Raw genomic sequence first — 17,681 nt, forward strand, 5'->3', positions numbered from 1 at the left:
CCCGATCAGTCCTCTGGATTGGTCGGGGGTTTTCTTTTTGCCCATGGAAATGTGCTGCCCCGTCTGACGCCTTCGCGGGCAAGCCTCGCGCCTACAGGATCGCGTTGCTCATGTGGACGACATATATCCTGTAGGAGCGAGCGGTGCGGCGATCCGACTTGCCCGCGAAGGGGCCATCACAGGCAACCAAAAACTCAGCTCCTGATAAAAATCCCGCCCACAAAAAAGCCCCTCTTGCGAGGGGCTCTTTGTGCAGCGCTATCCGCGAACCCGCATCAGGTCATCTGAATGATGGTTTGCATGATGGTGCTTTGGGTGGAGATGGTCTTGGCGTTCGCCTGGTAGTTGCTTTGCGCCTTGATCAGGTCGACCAGTTCATTGGTCAGGTTGACGTTGGACTCTTCCAGGGAGTTGGAGGCGATCGAACCCAGCGTGCCGGTTTCCGGCGCATCGTAGCCCGGGATACCCGACGCGAAGGTTTCTTTCCAGCTGGTGCCACCGACTGGCTGCAGACCTTGCTCGTTGGTGAAGCTGGCGAGCGAGATCTGGCCGATAGCCTTGGTCTGGTTGTTGCTAAAGTTAGCCAGCAACACTCCGCTACCGTCGATGGTCAGGTTGGTGATCTGGCCAGTGGCGTAACCGTTCTGCGCAGGAATCGAACGCGCGGTATCGGCGTTGAACTGCGTGGTGTTGGCCATGGAGATGGTCACGCCCGCCGGGTTGGCGGCGGCGCCGTTGGCTGTCCAGACGCCGGCGGTCACAGTGCCCGGAGTCCAGTTCATGATCGTCAGATCGCTGCTGATGGTCGCCGTTGGCGGAACAGTCGCCGGAACAACCGGGGTGCTGACCTGGAGCAACTTGCCTGACGTGTCGAACGTCATGGTCGAAGCGACCGGAGCGGTAGCAGCAACAGCAGGGTCACTGCCATCCGGGTTGCGACCATCGATCAGGGTGTAGGTATCCCACGTGTTGGCCCCAGTCTTGACCATGTATTGATCCATGGTGTGCTGGTTGCCCTGAGTGTCGAAAATCGGGGTGCTGAACTGTTTGGTGAAGGTGGCCGGCTTGGTCGGATCGAACGTGTTGGCGGCAACAGTCTGGTCGATCACGTCAGCCGTCGAGTTCAGGTTGATCGTCGACGAAACGGTGCTGGTGGATTTCGGCGCCAGGTTGGACGTGTCGATGCGCAGGTCAGTCAACACGCCATTGAGGATCTTGCCATTGGCATCCACGCCGTAGCCCTGCAGACGCGAAGTGCCGTCGGTGTTGGTGACGTAACCGTCCTTGTCGACCTTGAACGTACCGGCACGGGTGTAGGACAGCGAGCCGCTGTTGTTCAGTACGAAGAAGCCGGAGCCGTTGATGCCCATGTCCAGCACGTTACCAGTATTGTTGATGTCGCCCTGGGTGAACTGTTGGGAAACGTTGGCCAGACGCACACCGTTACCGGTGGTCTTGCCGCCCGAACCCAGCTTGGTCGCCGAGTAAACGTCTTCGAATTCTGCACGGGACGATTTGAAACCGGTGGTCGCGACGTTGGCGATGTTGTTGCCCGTCACGTCCAGTTGTTTGTTGGCTGCATAGAGACCGCTAAGGCCGATATTGAAAGACATATTCCACTCCTTTATGCCGTGTTAGTCGGCTCTACATACCAATGGTTTGTACTTTGGACAGGGCGATGCTGCCCAGCCCGGCCAGGTTCAACATCAACTCACCGCCGGTCTGGCTGATGGTCACGCTGTTGACGGTCGCTGGCAGGTTGGTGATCAGCGCTACGGCCTGACCATCGATGGTGCTCGACGCCGAGAAGGTGTAAGTGCCCGACGCAGCCGTTTCGCCCGCATCGTTCTTGCCATCCCAGATGAAGCTGGCATCGCCGGCTGACTGAGCGCCCATGTCGATGGTGCGAACGGTTTTGCCGTCCGCGTCGGTGATCTTCAAAGTGGCCCCGGCCACTGAAGCGGGAATCACAACCGTACCGTTCATGCTCTTGGAGGTATCGACCACCGCTTTGCTGCCCGGCGCGATAACCGAACGCCCCACCAGCGACGAGGCCTGGAGTGCCTGGGACGAGTTGTAGTTGCTGGCCAGGCCGCTCACGGTGTCGTTGAGCGTGGTAATACCTTCCAGACTACTGAACTGCGCCAACTGGGCGACGAACGCGCCGTTGTCCTGCGGTTCCAGCGGGTTCTGGTTTTTCAGTTGCGTCACCAGCAACTGCAGGAACGCGTCCTTGCCCAGGGATTTGCTGCCCGTGGCGCTGTTGGTGGCAGATGCCAGGCCGTCAGTCGTGGTGGTGGTCTTGATCGAGGAGTTGGCCAGGATGTCGTTGAGGCTCAAACCACTGGTGGTATCGGTAACACTCATCTGAGTCGCCCCTTATCACTGACCGAGGGTCAGGACCTTCTGCATCATGGTCTTGGCGGTGTTCATCATTTCGGCGTTGGTCTGGAACGAACGGCTCGCGGAAATCATGTCAGCCATTTCTTCCACCACGTTGACGTTCGGGTAGTAGACGTAGCCCTTGGCGTCGGCCGCAGGATGGTTCGGCTCGTAGCGCGCCTCAAGGTTGCTCTGGTCTTCGACCACGCCCAGCACTTGCACGCCTTGACCGGCCGCGTCCTGGTTCTGGAACAGCGAATCGCTGCCGCCGCTCTGGCCGCCCTGGAACATGGTGGCGAATACCGGGTGCCGTGCACGGTAGGTCTGGTCGATGCTCGACGAGACGGTCTCGGCGTTGGCGATGTTACTGGCGACGGTGTTCAAGCGAGTGGTCTGGGCACTCATGCCGCTACCGGCAATGTTGAAAACACTGGATAGAGACATGGCTTACTCTCCGCGCAGGGCTGATACCAGCCCTTTGAATTTGCTGTTGAGCAGGGTGAAGCTGGCCTGGAAGCCGACCGCGTTTTCCGCGTAGTTCGACTGTTCGAGCTGGGCGTCCACGGTGTTCTGGTCGATCGACGGTTGCATCGGCGTGCGATACAGCAGCGACTCGTCACCATTACCCAGGCCTTCGGCTTCGATATGACGGCTGTTGGTCATGTTCAAGGCGAAAGTGCCGCTCTTGGTCTTCTCGTTTTGCTCGGCGAGCACTTTCGAGAAGTCCAGATCCCGAGCCTTGTAGTTCGGGGTGTCGGCGTTGGCGATGTTGTTGGCCAGGACTTCGGCACGCTGAGCGCGCAAGCCCAGGGCTTGTTCGTGGATACCGAGCGCTTTATCGAAGCTGATGCTCATGTCGGAAACCTTCGGGTGACCTGATTTTTCGTAACATGGACATAGCAAGCGTCGTGCCAATTAAAAAAAGGCCGTAAACCGGGGCTTTGCGGGCAGTGGCAACGCGGCAATGCCAGAAAAGCGGCAACCGATTTCCGCCGCCTGCCGCTTTTCTGCCGCTTTCCCACGGCACCACCGAGCAATTGTAGGAGCGAGGCTTGCCCGCGAAAGCGGTGTGTCAGACAACATCATTATTGACTGTCCCACCGCCTTCGCGGGCAAGCCTCGCTCCTACAGGTAATGCGGCGGGATGAGAAATCATCCGGCACAAAAAAAACGGGAGCCCCTGAGGACTCCCGTTTTTTATACCGTCAACGAATCACTTCGCCTGGTAAATGATCCCCGGGCTGCACTGGACCATCTGGTAATGATCCGGCAAACCGTTCAGCGCCTCGGAAGCACCGAGGAACAGATAACCGCCAGGCTTCAACGTGCTGTGAATGCGCAACAGGATGTCCTTCTTCACCTCGGCGGAGAAGTAGATCAGCACGTTGCGGCAGAACACGATGTCGAACTTGCCGAGGCTCGCGTAGCTGTCCAGCAGGTTGAACGAGCGAAACTCCACCCGGCTCTTGATCGGTGCCTTGATTGCCCAGCGCCCCGGTCCTTTCGGGTCGAAGTAACGCTGAAGGCGCTCGGGCGACAGACCACGGCCGATGGCCAGGCTGTCGTACTCGCCGGTCTTGCAGTTGGTCAGCATGGTGCCGGACAGGTCGGTGGCAACGATTTGCACGCCCATCTTCAACTGGCCCATGTTCACGCGCTCGAACTCATCGATCGACATCGACAGCGAATACGGTTCCTGACCCGACGAACACGCCGCCGACCAGATCCGCAGACGCTGGCCAGGGGCGGCCTTGATCGCTGCGGGCAGCACCTTGTTCTTCAAGACTTCAAACGGATAGGTGTCACGAAACCACAGGGTTTCGTTGGTGGTCATGGCATCCACCACCATCTCGCGCAAACCGCTGCGCGGCTGGGTCTGGATGCGCTGGACCAGCTCACCCAGGGACTTGATGCCCTGCTGTTCCATCAGTTTGTTGAGACGGCTCGAGACCAGGTATTGCTTGTTTTCACCGAGCAAAATGCCACAGGCTTTTTCCAGGAAGACCCGGAACTGTTCGAAATCCAAATTACCCGTAGACAAAGATGCCGCCTCTTAAATCGTGTTAACCGCCAGGGGCAGAAGGCCCCTAGCTGATGTCTGCTGCTTTGATCCGGTTGACTACCCGGGATGCCAGGTCATCAGGACGGAATTTGGCAAGGAAGTCATCGGCACCGACCTTCTTGACCATCGCCTGATTGAATACACCCGACAACGAAGTATGCAGGATGATATGAAGCTTTTGCATGCGAGGGTCATTGCGGATCTCGGCCGTGAGGGTGTACCCGTCCATCTCCGGCATCTCGATGTCGGAAATCATCATCAGGAACTCTTCTTCCGGCTTCTTGCCCTCGTCGACTAGCTTGCGCAGGTAATCCAGCGCTTGCCGACCGTCGTTCAACGCCACCACTTCGACACCGACCGTCTGCAGGCAACGGGTCACCTGCTTGCGCGCCACCGACGAGTCATCGACCGTCAGTACTCGCAAGGACAGCGCCTTGTGCTGGGTTTCGACATCCACCACGCCGACGGAAATCGCTTCCGGTGTCGGCGCCACTTCTGCCAGCACTTTCTCGACGTCGATGATTTCGACTAACTGATTGTCGACCCGAGTCACAGCCGTCAGGTAATGATCGCGTCCCGTGCCCTTGGGTGGCGGATGAATCTCCTCCCAATTCATGTTGACGATGCGCTCCACTGACCGCACCAGGAAACCCTGGGTCTTGGTGTTGTACTCCGTGATGATCACAAAGGGATTGCTTTGATCTTTCAGCGCACCGGAGCCGGTCGCCATCGCCAGATCAAGAATCGGAATGGTCGCCCCCCGAATATTTGCCACACCGCACACGACAGGACTGGATTTTGGCATCAGCGTCAGTTTGGGGCATTGCAGCACCTCCCGAACCTTGAACACGTTGATCCCATACAGCTGCTGACCGTCAAGACGGAACAACAACAGCTCAAGGCGATTCTGCCCTACCAGTTGCGTGCGCTGGTTTACTGCATCCATTACACCAGCCATGCACAGACTCCTACACCAACGCTTAAGTGTGTTGCGACGCACATTCATCACTAAACGGCACGGCGCTTGCTTTTTAACTTTTATGAACACAAAACCGACATTTTTCCGACGCCTGACATCAAACGCCCGCAAATTGCTTTGCGCGATGTCGGCCGTCTGCCTGTTCAACGCTGGCTGCCCTGCCCTTGCTGACGCGGTTACCTTGCCTGACATGCTTATCGGCGTCACCCAGGGCTTTCTTGAATTCACCGTAGAAGACTATCTGGCGACCAGCCAAACGGAAGGCCGCTACGAAATTCAGGTCAGCCAGCTCGATCCGCGACTGCGCATGCCCATGTGCGACAAGGAATTGACAGCGTCCCTGGAGAGCCCGACCAAACCACTGGGTCGCGTTACGGTCAAGGTTCGCTGCGAGGGCGCGTCCCCCTGGACTGTCTTCGTACCCGCTCAAGTACACCTGTTTCGCGACATTGTGACCACCACCCGCCCGCTGCGACGCGCCGGTATCGTCGAGCCCGAAGATGTGACCTTGCGCGAGCGTGACATCAGCCTGATCAACCAGGGTTACCTGACGTCTGTCGACCAGGCGATCGGGCAGAAACTTACCCGACCAATGGTCGCCGATCAGGTCATGACCCTGGTGCACATGGAACAGGCAGAAGTCATCAGCAAGGGCGACCAGGTGGTGATTACCGCCCGCAGTGGTACGCTCAGCGTGCGCATGCCGGGTGAAGCGCTGTCCAACGGCGGCTTGCGCGAACAGATTCGGGTGAAAAACCTCAACTCCCAGCGGGTCATCAAGGCGCAAGTTATCGCGCCGGGTCAGGTGGAAGTGGCCATGTAGGGATCTCTGTTCGTGGCGAAGATGTGGCGCGCCGCCCGACTGTTACCTAAACTGTGCCCCAGGCAGGGCAAGCGCTGACGCGCGCAAGCTCATTGATAAATGGGCCTAAAGTTTTCCCGGGTAGGGCCGAAAACATGGCAAGCGTCCAAATACCCAGAGGTTTTTTTATCATGGTCATCGATTTCAGCCGTTTGAACAGTTCCTCGTCACTTACCGGCAGTACACGTACCAGCACCGCGAAGGAAACCGCCGAAGCCGGCAAATCCGCGCCGCTGAATACGCCGGCCGAGCAGGCCAGTACCGCCAAAAGCGGGGAATCGGTACATCTCAGCAATGAGGCTCAACAGTTGCAGAAGGTCACTGACAAGCTGCGCGATCAGCCTGCCGTCGACAACGCCCGTGTGGCCGAGTTGAAAGCAGCGATTGCCGATGGCAGCTACAAAGTCGACAGCAACCGTGTAGCCAGCAAACTGCTCAACTTCGAAGCCCAGCGCTAGGCCAAGGCCCGCGCCAGGCTTTTGGACGCTTAAAACCCAAGGCCAGCCATGCACGACTCTAATTTACTGCAACTGATCACTGACGATTTCGCTCCAGCACAGCATTTGCTGGAGTTACTGCAAACCGAGTCCCTCGCCTTGCACGGTCGTGACATGCCACTGCTGGAAGAAATTCTGGCGCAGAAACAGGCATTGATCATTCTGCTCGATCAGCATGGCCGCAAGCGCAGTGAAATCCTCGCCAGCCTCAATCTGCCGACCAACCGCAACGGCCTGGAGCAACTCGCCAGCCATTCGAGCATTGGCGTTCAGTTACTGGAGCAGAGCGATGTGCTGACCGATCTTCTGGCACAGTGCCAGGCGGCCAACATCAAGAATGGCCAGTCGATTCTGGTGCAACAGGCCGCGACGGCCAATCAGCTGAAAATCCTCAACGGCGGCGAGCCGCCAGCGCTCTATGATGCACGCGGATCAACCTCCATGCTTGCGAAGCCGCGCGCGCTCAGTCAGGCTTGAGCCTGCCGAAAAACACGCACTATCAAGACGCGAAACATGCTGGCAAACTGATAGCCAGCCGTAGTCATATTTTGTCTGGAGATTGATGAACCGTGTTCAATGCCTTAAGCGCGGAAGATGCTCCGCAGCCACCCAAGGTGCTCACCACGCCCCTGGAGATCTCCGGCAACCTGCGTCAGCTGCAAGACAGCCATGATCCGCTGATCATCACGTTCCATGAGCGCAGCCAGCGCTTCCAGAGTTATCTGGTGGACCTTGATCGCGACAAAAACATGATTGCCCTGGACGAAATGATTCCCCGCGACGGTGAACGTTTTCTGCTGGCCGGCGAACCCTTCAAGGTTGAAGGCTTTCATGACGGCGTGCGTATTGCCTGGGAAAGCAACGGCCCGTTGACCATCGACGAATCCGGTGGTGCTCGCTGCTACCGTGGCCCCCTGCCTTCCGAGGTGGTTTACCATCAGCGCCGCAATGCATTCCGTGCTGCATTGAAGCTGGCACAACTGGTCAACGTCGATCTAGGGGGTGAAAAACTCAAGTCGCCGATCAGTGGCAAGCTCCTGGACATCTCGGCCACCGGCTGCAAGTTGCGCTTTGAAGGCGACATCACGGGCAGCCTGCAACTGGGCCAGGTCTACGACCGCTTCATCGCCGCCCTGCCCTTTGGCAACATGACGGCACCGGTCGAGTTGCGTTACCTGCACTTCGAAGAGAAGATCTCCACCACCTTCGCCGGCGTACGCTTTCACAACATGAGCGGGCTGGTGCAGCGCCAGGTCGAGCGGTTCGTCTATCAGCTTCAGCGCGAAGCACGACGCTTCGACAAAGACGACATGTAATACGACGCTTCAATAGAAAACGGGCAGTCCCTTGCGGTGACTGCCCGTTTTTTTATGCCTTAAATTTAAGGCCTGGCCTCGGTAAAACTTTGCTCGCGAGGTGCATCAGGGTCTTCGGGCGGCGGATCGGTTTCGGGTTCTGATTCGGGTTCCGGGTCCGGCTCAGGGTTGATCGGGTTCTGCATCTGGTCCTGCACCACCTGTTCATCGACACGCGGGTCAAGGCAAGCCACCAACGGCGAACTCGACATGCTGTCCGGCATGGCGACGTGATGCAGCGGCGCATCGTCCACCTGATGCAGGTTGGTTACCGCTTTCGGGCGAATCCGCCACACCAGCACCAACGCGAAGAAGCTGAAGAAGGCATAGAGCATGTGGCTGCCGAACAGCTTCATCAGCACCCCGGCCACCAGCGGTCCGATACTGGCGCCGACACCGTAGGTCACCAACAGCATCGCCGTCAGGGACACCCGACGATCACCCTCGACGTGGTCGTTGGAAAACGCCACCGCCAACGGATACAGGCAGAACTGAACTAACGAGCAGAGGAAACCGGCGATGAACAGCACCTCCAGCGGCACTTGCTTGATGATCGCCAGTGGCAATGCAGCCAGCGCCAGACTAAATGCAAAACAGCGGATCAACAGTGCCCGGTCATAACGATCGGACAGCCAACCCAGCGGCCACTGCACCACCAGACCGGCGAAAATGCAGCTACCCATGAACAGACCGACCTGCTCCGTGGACAAGCCTTGCTGCGAGGCGTACAGCGGCGCCAGACCGTAGAACGAGCCGACGATCAACCCCGCCCCCAGCACCGTACTCAACGATTGCGGCACGCGTTTGATAAAGAAACGCGGCTCCATCGGTGCCGGGTGCAACGGTGCCGGGTGAATCCGCTGGGTCAGGGCCACCGGCACCAGGCACAGGGCAAAGCACAGGGCGACCAACATCAACAGTTCAAGGCCCAGCGCCGGGTGCATGACCAGAATCAATTGACCCAGCACCAGCCCCAGGTATGAGGCGATCATGTAGCCGCTGAACACAATGCCACGTTGCTTGGCTTCCGCCTGCTCATTGAGCCAGCTTTCGATGACCATGTACTGGCACATCATGCCGAGGCCGACAATGACCCGCAAAAACAGCCAAGCGGGCAACCAGTCCACCAGGCCATGGCCCAGCACCGCCGCGCCGACAATCCCGGCGCAAGCCGAATAGGCTCGAATATGCCCGACCCGGGCGATCAGCCGATGGCCAATCTTGCCACCCAGCACCAGGCCGAAATAGTTGGCCGCCATCAACGCACCGACCCACAGGCTGTCGACATGATCGGCCGCCAGGCGCAAGCCCAGGTAAGTACTCAGCAAGCCGGAGCCGATCAACATCATCAGCGAGGCAAAATAAAGCGCTCGAAAAGGTTTCCAGATTTGGCGCATCGGCGTTCCGAGCGGCTCCTTGCAGTGAGAATCGGGCTACCCGAAAAGATAGCCCGAAGACGATGGAACGTCAGGCCTGAGCGGCCAGGACACGGCGCTCCCAGGGAGTAATTTCATCAAAAAAGCTGGCCAACTCCAGGGTTTTCGAAGCGACGTAGCCTTCGATGAACTCCTTGCCGAACAGTTCCTTCGCCAATTGGCTACGTTTCAGACGTTCAATAGCGGCATGCAAGGTACACGGCAACGAAAGATTATCCGGCACTTCAAATTCGCCCTGGATCGCCTCGCTCGGCTCCAGTTTGTGTTCAATGCCATACAACCCTGCGGCAAGACTGGCGGCGATCGCCAGATAGGGATTTGCATCGGCCCCCGGCAAGCGGTTCTCGACCCGACGAGCGGCTGGGGAGCTGGCCGGAATACGCAATCCGGCCGCACGGTTGTCGTGGGACCAGCAGGCATTATTCGGCGATGCGTAGGGATGACACAAGCGCTGATAGGAGTTCACGTTCGGCGCGAACAACGCGGTGAAATCCGCCATGCCGGCCTGCTGACCGGCGATGAAATGACGGAAGGTCGCGGTCGGCTCACCGGCCTTGTCACTGAACACGTTACGCCCGCTGCCGATCTCGACGATGCTCTGGTGAATATGCATCGAACTGCCCGGCGTGTGCGCCAGCGGCTTGGCCATGCAGACCACGATCAGGCCATGCTTGAGTGCGACTTCTTTAAGCAGATGTTTGAACAGGAAGGTCTGGTCGGCCAACAGCAGCGGGTCGCCGTGCAGCAGGTTGATCTCAAACTGGCTGACGCCCATCTCGTGCATGAAGGTATCGCGCGGCAAGTTCAACGCCGCCATGCAGGCGTAGACTTCACTGAAGAACGGCCGCAAGCCGTTATTGGAACTCACACTGAACGCCGAAAGACCGTCCTCGCGACGACCGTCCAGGCCCAGCGGCGGCTGGAACGGTTGAGTCGGGTCGGTGTTGGGCGCGAAGACAAAGAATTCCAGCTCGGTCGCCACGACCGGCGCCAGGCCGAGGGCCGCGTAACGCGCGATCACGGCCTTGAGTTGACCACGGGTCGACAGAGACGAGCTTTCGCCGGTCAGCTCATCCGCATCGCAAATGGCGAAAGCTCGCGGCTGTTTGCTCCAGGGCAAGCGATGGATCTGTGCGGGATCGGGCACCAGCGCCAGGTCGCCATCATCGCTTCCATAAAAGCGCGCTGGCGGATATCCGCCCATGATGCACTGCAGCAGCACCCCCCGTGCCAACTGCAAACGCCGCCCTTCGAGAAAGCCTTCGGAAGTCATTACCTTGCCGCGCGGTACGCCATTCAGGTCCGGCGTGACGCATTCAATCTCGTCAATGCCCGTCAATCGCTCCGCGAGTGAACAATGGCCATCGGTTGTCATGACGCAATCCTTTTTGTTATGCAAGCCGCGAACGGCGACCCGTACAAAATAGGCTCCGCCTGTTCGGAATATCAAGCAGCGGCCAACAAAAAGAACCGGTCAGGGCAGATAGAGGTTGAACACTCCGCCACCCAGCGGCCCGCCGTTGCTGATTTCGGTGCGTCCGCCCACGCCATTGCGCTGATGAAGTGCGGCAATCCGCCCGGCAAAGTACAGGCCCAGGCCAGTGCTTCCGCTGCTGTGGTTGATGCCCTGCACGTATTCGACCTGACGCTCGATCATCTCGGGTGGATAACCCTCGCCATCGTCGTTGACGGTCAGCACCAGTTGGCCGGCTTCATCGCTGACGCTGATCAACACCGCGTGGCGGGCGTAACGAATGGCGTTGTTAATGCTGTTGGCCAGCACCGAAGCAATCAGCTCCCGGTCGAAGAAGCCCAACGGGCTCAACGGGTCCACTTCATAGGTCGCCATAATGCCGCGACTGGCGAACACGTCTTGATGCGCCGCCAGTTGCGCTTCGATGAAATCATCCAGCTCATGGTAGGCCGGCTGCAATGGCATTTGGTTGACGCCGAGTTTGTACAGCCCCAGCAACTGCACCAGCATGCCGTTGAGGTGGGCGAACTCGAAGTCGATGACGCCCTGCTCCGGGGTGTGCTGCTGCGAATCCGGCAAGCGCGTCAGCCATTGGCTGTGGGCCTGCATCAGCATGGCCAGGGAGTTCTTCATATCGTGCACGGTGGAGGCAATTACCGTGGAAAAATCGAGTGCCTGTTCGCTGTCGTTCATTCGCCAAACGCCTTGCTTCGCAGCTTCTGATAACGGGAATAACGCGCATCGGTGTCGGGCATCAGGCCGACCATTTTCAGGCAGGTCCGACATTCCTCCAGCTCCGCCGAAGGGACACTGGTGTCGGTGCCGTGCAGCAGCGACTGCGCCATGTTCAGCGCGATACTGATGTTCTTCGGCTGCATCGCCAGGGCCTTGCGGAACACCTGCCGCGCTTCCACCAGGTTGCCGGTCTTGTATACCCGCACGCCCTGACGGTTGAGGTCGGCAGCGGCGTTGCCAGAATTGAGGATGGCTGGATCGTCGGTCAACTTGGCGATGCCCTTCATCACCGTCGGGTCGTCGCCGTAGATTTCCGCGCAGTTTTTCAACATCGAAGCACCGGCGCTGGCCTGCCCGAGCATCTGCAGTTGCTTGGCCACCAGCAGCGCCGCTTCGGCGCTCATGAACTGTTCCATGCCATCGAGGCGCATCATCGCCTGCTCAGTGAGCTTCTCGGCGGTTTCGGCATCGTTAAGCAGCAGGCTGGTGGCTTTCATCAGCCGCGCACGAATCTGCAGACCCGGATCGGTAGGGTTTTCCTTGGCCACCGCACTCAGCGTCGTGTTGATTTCCAGCCGGGTCCGGGTATCCAGGCCTTTCTCGCTGCCTTTGCTGATCAAGGCGTGGGCCAGTCCCAAGTTGCTCTCCGCATCCTTGAAACGTGACTGCGCGCCCTGCGCCACCGCCTGACGATAGGCTTTGGAGGCGGTTTCAAAATCTTCATTGGCCATCGCCAACTTGCCCAGCAGCGCTTGCCGGCGCACCGCCAGCGGCGACAAGCGGATCGCCTCTTCCAGCACGTCCTGGGCAGCCTTGGTGTCGCCTTCAGCGACCAGCACATCGGCCATGCCGTCGTAGAGCGCCGGCATCATCGGGAACACTTTCAGGGCTTTTTCGTAGACGCCCTTGGCCTGACCGACCTGGCCGCGCTTGAACAGCAGTTTACCCAGACCGGCAAACGCCCACGGCAAAGGCCGATCAGCAATGATGCTGTCGTAGAGACGCTCCAGCGCCTCGTTCTGATTCAGGTCGCGCAGGGCATCGGCGCGATAGCGCAGGCACAACGGCGAGTAGCGGATGTCTTGCTTGCACAAGGCGATGCAGGCATTGAGCACTTCAACCGGCTTGCCCCGGTCAAGGGCTTGCAGGATCGGCTTGAGCAACGTCTTGCGTTGTTCCAGCCGCTCCAGACGCTGAGCCAGGCCGGAACGGTTGAACGGTTTGGTCAGGTACGCATCGGGTTCGTGTTCCAACGCACTGAGCACCATCGCCTGACTGGTCTCGGCGGTGACCATGACGAACACGGCTTCATGACTGATCAGCTTCTCGATCATCAGGTCTTCAAGCACCTGCTGACCGTTCTTCTTGCCATCGCCCAGGTGAAAGTCCTGCAGGATGAAATCGTAGGCCTTCTGCGAACACATACGCAGCGCCTGTTCACCGGTGTCGGCGGTGTCGACTTCCTTGACGCCCAGCTCGCGCAGCATCGACCTGACGGAACTGCGGAAATCCGAGAAATCATCGACGATCAAAAAACGCTTTTGGTGATACGACAGCATCGAAGATTTCCAGGCAATTTAAGAAGAAGACCATGACTGTTCGGGTTATCGGCCAGTAGTGGCGTTCCCTTAAGAAGTCATGCCGCTCAGTACGCGCTAAATATTTGAAGGTGTTATTGAAAATCGCGATTATCCTGATTTGTTAAGTCCCACCCACACCCCATTTGAACTCGAGGCGTTTGCCCTCGCCAAAGGCAACGTGATGACCACCACTCCCAAGCACCCGGCCCCGGCTCCTGAGCGAAAGGCCCTGAGCCCCAGCACCCTGGACTTTCCGGTGGTGGGCATCGGTGCGTCGGGGGGCGGGCTGCAAGCGATCAAACAGTTCTTTGAAAACATGCCTCAGGACAATGGCATGGCCTTCGTGATCATTCTCCATCTGTCGCCCGATCACCAAAGCATCGCTGACAAGATCATCCAGGAATCGACCAAGATGCCGGTTCTGCAGGTCACCGAAACGGTGGCCATCGAGAAAAACCGGGTGTTCGTCATTTCACCGGCGCAACGGCTGTCGATGAATGATGGCGTGCTGGAGGTCATTGCCACAGACCCGCACGAAGGTCGCCACGCGTCCATTGATCTGTTCTTCCGCGACCTGGCCGATGTGCACCGCGAACGCGCCTTCTGCCTGGTGTTGTCGGGCACCGGCTCGGACGGCGCTGTCGGATTGTCACGGATCAAGGAGCAGGGTGGCATTACACTGGCCCAGGCACCGGAGGACGCCGAATTCGATGGCATGCCTCGCGCGGCCATCGAAACCCGCATGGTTGACCTGGTGCTTCCCGTGGTGGAAATGCCGCAAAAGCTGCTGGAGCTATGGCGCAACGCCAGGGAAATTTCTTTACCCACCGCCAACGATCCGGAACTGCAAACCCTTGCTGCGCTGTCCAAGCGTGACGCGGCAGTTGCCGAACAAATGCTGCGCGACATCCTGATTCAGTTGCGCACCGGTACCGGCCACGACTTCAAGCACTACAAACGCGCCACCGTGTTGCGCCGGATCGAACGCCGGATGCAGGTCACCGGCCAGCCGGACCCGGGCGCTTATTACCAGTATTTGCAGAACAACCCCGAGGAAACCAAGGCACTGCTGGACGACATGCTGATCGGCGTGACCAATTTCTTTCGTGATCGAGAAGCCTTCGAAGCCCTGGAGCGCGATGTCGTGCCGCAACTGGTCAGCGCCGTCGTGTCCGCGCAACCCGAGAAAGAAGAAATCCGGGTCTGGTCCGCAGGTTGCTCCACGGGTGAAGAAGCCTACAGCCTGGCGATGCTGCTCAACGATCAACTGCAACTGGACACCTGCGCGGCGTCGATGCAGCTGTTCGCCACCGACATCGACGAACGCGCCATCAGCGTCGGCCGGGCCGGCCTGTATCCACAAGCGATCATCACCGATGTGCCCCCCTCGCGGCTGCGCCACTACTTCATCAAGGAAGACGATCACTATCGGATCCGCAAGGAAATTCGCGAAAAGGTCTTGTTCGCCAAACACAGCCTGTTGTCCGACCCGCCCTTCTCGCAGATCGACCTGATTGTTTGCCGCAACCTGCTGATCTATCTGGATCGCGAAGTGCAACGCGAAATCCTCCAGATGTTCCACTTTGCCCTGCGCCCAGGCGGCTTCCTGTTCCTCGGTTCTTCCGAGAGCGCGGATGCGTGCCACGAACTGTTCACCCCGGTGGATAAACGCAACCGGATCTTCCGTGCCAAGACCGGCACGGCCAACAGTCGGCGCACACCGACCATGCCGCGTGGAGGTTATGTGCGGACCAACATTTCCCAACAGGTGCCGCAAAGCAGCGTGCCGCGCAAACTGTCATTCGCCGATATCCATCAACGCGCCCTCGAACAGTCCGCACCACCGAGCGTGATCGTCGATGGCAACGCCGACATTCTGCACATGAGCGAGAGTGCCGGACGTTTCCTGCGTCATGTCGGCGGCGAATTGTCGCGCAACTTACTGACACTGATTCTTCCTGAATTGCGCCTGGAGATCCGCACCACACTGTTCCAGGTCCAGCAGAGCGGCCTGCCGGCGAAGTCCCGCGAAGTGCCGATCAAGCGTGATGACCGCAGTTACCTGATCGATCTGGTCGCCCACCCTTACAAGGATGAAGAGTCGGACGACGAATACCTTCTGGTGATCTTCGACGAAGTCGAGGTTGACCCTTCAGAGCGGGCGGCCACCACCGTGCTGCTGACCGAAAGCCAGGTGCTGTCCAACCTGGAGCGTGAACTGCAACGCACCAAGCTGCACCTGCAGGACACCATCGAACAAACGGAAGTCTCCAGCGAAGAGCTCAAGGCTTCCAACGAAGAAATGCAGGCGATCAACGAAGAATTGCGCTCGGCCACCGAAGAACTGGAGACCAGCAAGGAAGAGCTGCAGTCGATCAACGAAGAGTTGCTGACGGTCAACTACGAGCTGAAAACCAAGGTCGAAGAAACCGACAAGATCAACGACTACCTGACCAACCTGATCGCCTCCACCGACATCGCCACGGTGTTTGTCGACCGCAGCATGCGCATCAAGTGGTTCACCCCGCGCGCCACTGACATCTTCAGCATGTTGCCGGTGGATACCGGGCGCTCCTTGCTCGACATTACCCATCGCCTGCATTACGAAGACCTGGCGGGTGACGCGGTGCAGGTGTTCGAATCGTTGAACATGATTGAGCGCGAAGTCAGCAGCACCGATAACCGCTGGTACATTGCCCGCCTGCTGCCCTATCGCTCCAGCGAAGACCACATCGACGGCACCGTGCTGACGTTCATCGACATCACCAAACGTCGAGCGGCCGAAGAGGAACTGAGACTGGGCGAAGAACGCATGCGCCTGGTCGCCGAAAGCACTCGCGACTACGCCATCATCACCCTCGATGAGCGGGGCGTGATCACCACTTGGAACAAAGGCGCCGAATTGATCTTCGGCTACAGCAAGGCTGAGGCCGAGGGCGCCTATTACGACTTTATTTTCTCGGCTGAAGATCGCGCGTCCGGCGTGCCTGAAAACGAACTGCTGTCGGTGCGCACCCAGGGTCGCAGCGAAGATGAGCGCTGGCACCTGCACAAGGACGGCAGCCGCTTCTTTTGCAGCGGCGAGGTTACCCTGCTCAGCGGCGATAACCTTCAGGGCTACGTGAAAATTGCCCGGGACCTGACCGGCCACAAGCGTCAGCATGAAGAGCAAAGCCAACAGTTGGCCGAAACGCGCAACACCAATTACCTCAAGGATGAGTTCTTCGCGGTCATGTCCCACGAACTCAAGCATCCGTTGAACCTGATTCAGCTCAGTGCCGAACTGCTGCGTCGCTTGCCGGTGACCAAATCGGTGGCGCCGGCCGCCAAGGCCGTCAACACCATCTGCGACGCCGTCAACAGCCAGGCACGGATCATCGATGATCTGATGGATGTCGCTCGGGTGCGCACCGGCAAACTCAAGCTGAAACCAATCGCCGTGGATCTGGCCGGTGTGTTGCGTGATATTCACGCCGTCGTGCTCAACGACCGACACGACGCCACCGTCGAACTGCACGTGCCTTCAGGCGCATTGTTGGTCCATGCCGACCCGACGCGCCTGGAGCAAATCATCTGGAACCTGGTGAATAACGCGCTGAAATTCACGCCTTCCAATGGCCACGTGCAATTGATCGCCAGCCAGGTTGGAAACATGGCGCGGCTGGACGTCAAAGACAACGGTGCCGGCATCGCGGCCGAGAACCTCGATCACGTGTTCGACCTGTTCGGCCAGGCTGAAAAGCAACACGCCACCCACAACCGTGAAGGTCTGGGGATTGGCTTGTCCCTGGTCCGCCAATTGACCGAAGCCCAACGGGGAACGGTCGAGGTGAACTCTGCCGGGGTCGGAACGGGTTGTACCTTCACGGTTTACCTGCCCCTGACCCACACCAAAGATGAGGCTCAATCCCCGACCCAGGTAGAGGAAGCCTCTGGCAGGCTGAGCGGTTTGACGATCCTGTTGGTCGACGACTCCGCCGACGTGCTGGAAACCTTGAAAATGCTGCTGGAAATGGAAGACGCGCAAGTGATTGCGTTCGACCGTCCGGTGGCTGCATTGGATGCCGCAAAAAGCACCCGTTTCGACCTGATCATTTCGGACCTGGGTATGCCGGTCATGAACGGCCACGAGCTGATGAGCGCCTTACGCCAGCTGCCGCTCGTCAGGGATGTGCCGGCCATTGCGCTGACCGGCTATGGCGCACACAGCGACATTCAAAGGTCACGGCAATCGGGCTTTAACCAGTACATTGGAAAACCGGTGTCCTACGATGACCTGATCGAAACCATTGAGGCGCTGCGACGCTCCCTGACCTGAG

At 58.8% G+C, this 17,681-nt stretch carries 15 protein-coding genes; 5 read left to right on the top strand and 10 right to left on the bottom strand.

The annotated features are described in order from the left end of the window. Positions 1-275: 275 nt before the first annotated feature. From flgE to ACYZT5_RS16850, 6 genes are all read right to left on the bottom strand, one after another. On the bottom strand, positions 276-1,613 hold the full coding sequence (flgE, locus tag ACYZT5_RS16825) for a flagellar hook protein FlgE (protein WP_462052061.1): 1,338 nt from the start codon (positions 1,611-1,613) through the stop codon (positions 276-278). 31 nt (positions 1,614-1,644) lie between these two features. Beyond that, positions 1,645-2,367 (bottom strand): flagellar hook assembly protein FlgD, encoded by a 723-nt coding sequence (gene flgD, locus ACYZT5_RS16830; protein WP_462052062.1) that lies wholly within the window; start codon positions 2,365-2,367, stop codon positions 1,645-1,647. A gap of 15 nt (positions 2,368-2,382) precedes the next feature. Then, positions 2,383-2,826: a flagellar basal body rod protein FlgC gene (gene flgC, locus ACYZT5_RS16835; protein WP_007937507.1), complete on the bottom strand. Its 444-nt coding sequence runs from the start codon at positions 2,824-2,826 to the stop codon at positions 2,383-2,385. Positions 2,827-2,829: 3 nt separating this feature from the next. After that, positions 2,830-3,237 carry a flagellar basal body rod protein FlgB gene (flgB, locus tag ACYZT5_RS16840; protein WP_462052063.1) on the bottom strand — a complete coding sequence of 136 codons (408 nt, stop codon included), beginning with the start codon at positions 3,235-3,237 and terminating at the stop codon, positions 2,830-2,832. A gap of 358 nt (positions 3,238-3,595) precedes the next feature. Further along, positions 3,596-4,423, bottom strand: a complete 828-nt coding sequence (gene cheR / locus ACYZT5_RS16845) for a protein-glutamate O-methyltransferase CheR (protein WP_008147958.1) — start codon at positions 4,421-4,423, stop codon at positions 3,596-3,598. A gap of 46 nt (positions 4,424-4,469) precedes the next feature. Continuing rightward, positions 4,470-5,402 (bottom strand): chemotaxis protein CheV, encoded by a 933-nt coding sequence (locus tag ACYZT5_RS16850; protein WP_008147956.1) that lies wholly within the window; start codon positions 5,400-5,402, stop codon positions 4,470-4,472. Positions 5,403-5,484: 82 nt separating this feature from the next. On the opposite strand from ACYZT5_RS16850, the gene flgA reads away from it, so the two are divergent. The 4 genes from flgA (at position 5,485) to ACYZT5_RS16870 (ending at position 8,098) form a co-directional block, all read left to right on the top strand. Next, positions 5,485-6,246, top strand: coding sequence for a flagellar basal body P-ring formation chaperone FlgA (flgA, locus tag ACYZT5_RS16855; protein ID WP_462052064.1), 762 nt, complete (start codon positions 5,485-5,487; stop codon positions 6,244-6,246). Positions 6,247-6,416: 170 nt separating this feature from the next. Then, the gene (flgM, locus tag ACYZT5_RS16860; RefSeq protein ID WP_438661086.1) at positions 6,417-6,743 is read left to right on the top strand and encodes a flagellar biosynthesis anti-sigma factor FlgM; all 327 of its coding nucleotides are present in this window, start codon (positions 6,417-6,419) and stop codon (positions 6,741-6,743) included. Between the two features lie 48 nt (positions 6,744-6,791). Continuing rightward, positions 6,792-7,259: a flagella synthesis protein FlgN gene (locus tag ACYZT5_RS16865; protein ID WP_462052065.1), complete on the top strand. Its 468-nt coding sequence runs from the start codon at positions 6,792-6,794 to the stop codon at positions 7,257-7,259. Positions 7,260-7,351: 92 nt separating this feature from the next. Then, on the top strand, positions 7,352-8,098 hold the full coding sequence (locus ACYZT5_RS16870; protein WP_462052066.1) for a flagellar brake protein: 747 nt from the start codon (positions 7,352-7,354) through the stop codon (positions 8,096-8,098). 65 nt (positions 8,099-8,163) lie between these two features. On the opposite strand, the gene ACYZT5_RS16875 is transcribed toward ACYZT5_RS16870, so the two are convergent. From ACYZT5_RS16875 to ACYZT5_RS16890, 4 genes are all read right to left on the bottom strand, one after another. Further along, complete coding sequence (locus tag ACYZT5_RS16875) at positions 8,164-9,534, bottom strand: MFS transporter (RefSeq protein ID WP_462052067.1); 1,371 nt, start codon at positions 9,532-9,534, stop codon at positions 8,164-8,166. Between the two features lie 70 nt (positions 9,535-9,604). Then, positions 9,605-10,846 carry a glutamine synthetase family protein gene (locus ACYZT5_RS16880; RefSeq protein WP_462052262.1) on the bottom strand — a complete coding sequence of 414 codons (1,242 nt, stop codon included), beginning with the start codon at positions 10,844-10,846 and terminating at the stop codon, positions 9,605-9,607. Between the two features lie 201 nt (positions 10,847-11,047). Further along, entirely contained in the window at positions 11,048-11,740 is a 693-nt protein-coding gene (locus ACYZT5_RS16885; protein ID WP_462052068.1) for a sensor histidine kinase, read from the bottom strand. Then, positions 11,737-13,341 carry a response regulator gene (locus ACYZT5_RS16890; protein ID WP_462052069.1) on the bottom strand — a complete coding sequence of 535 codons (1,605 nt, stop codon included), beginning with the start codon at positions 13,339-13,341 and terminating at the stop codon, positions 11,737-11,739. The genes ACYZT5_RS16885 and ACYZT5_RS16890 overlap by 4 nt, the downstream gene beginning before the upstream one ends. A 202-nt stretch (positions 13,342-13,543) precedes the next feature. Between ACYZT5_RS16890 and ACYZT5_RS16895 the strand changes: the two genes are divergently transcribed. Next, on the top strand, positions 13,544-17,680 hold the full coding sequence (locus tag ACYZT5_RS16895) for a CheR family methyltransferase (protein WP_462052070.1): 4,137 nt from the start codon (positions 13,544-13,546) through the stop codon (positions 17,678-17,680). Position 17,681 lies beyond the last annotated feature (1 nt).

The sequence above is a fragment of the Pseudomonas sp. LB3P14 genome, from assembly GCF_054898045.1.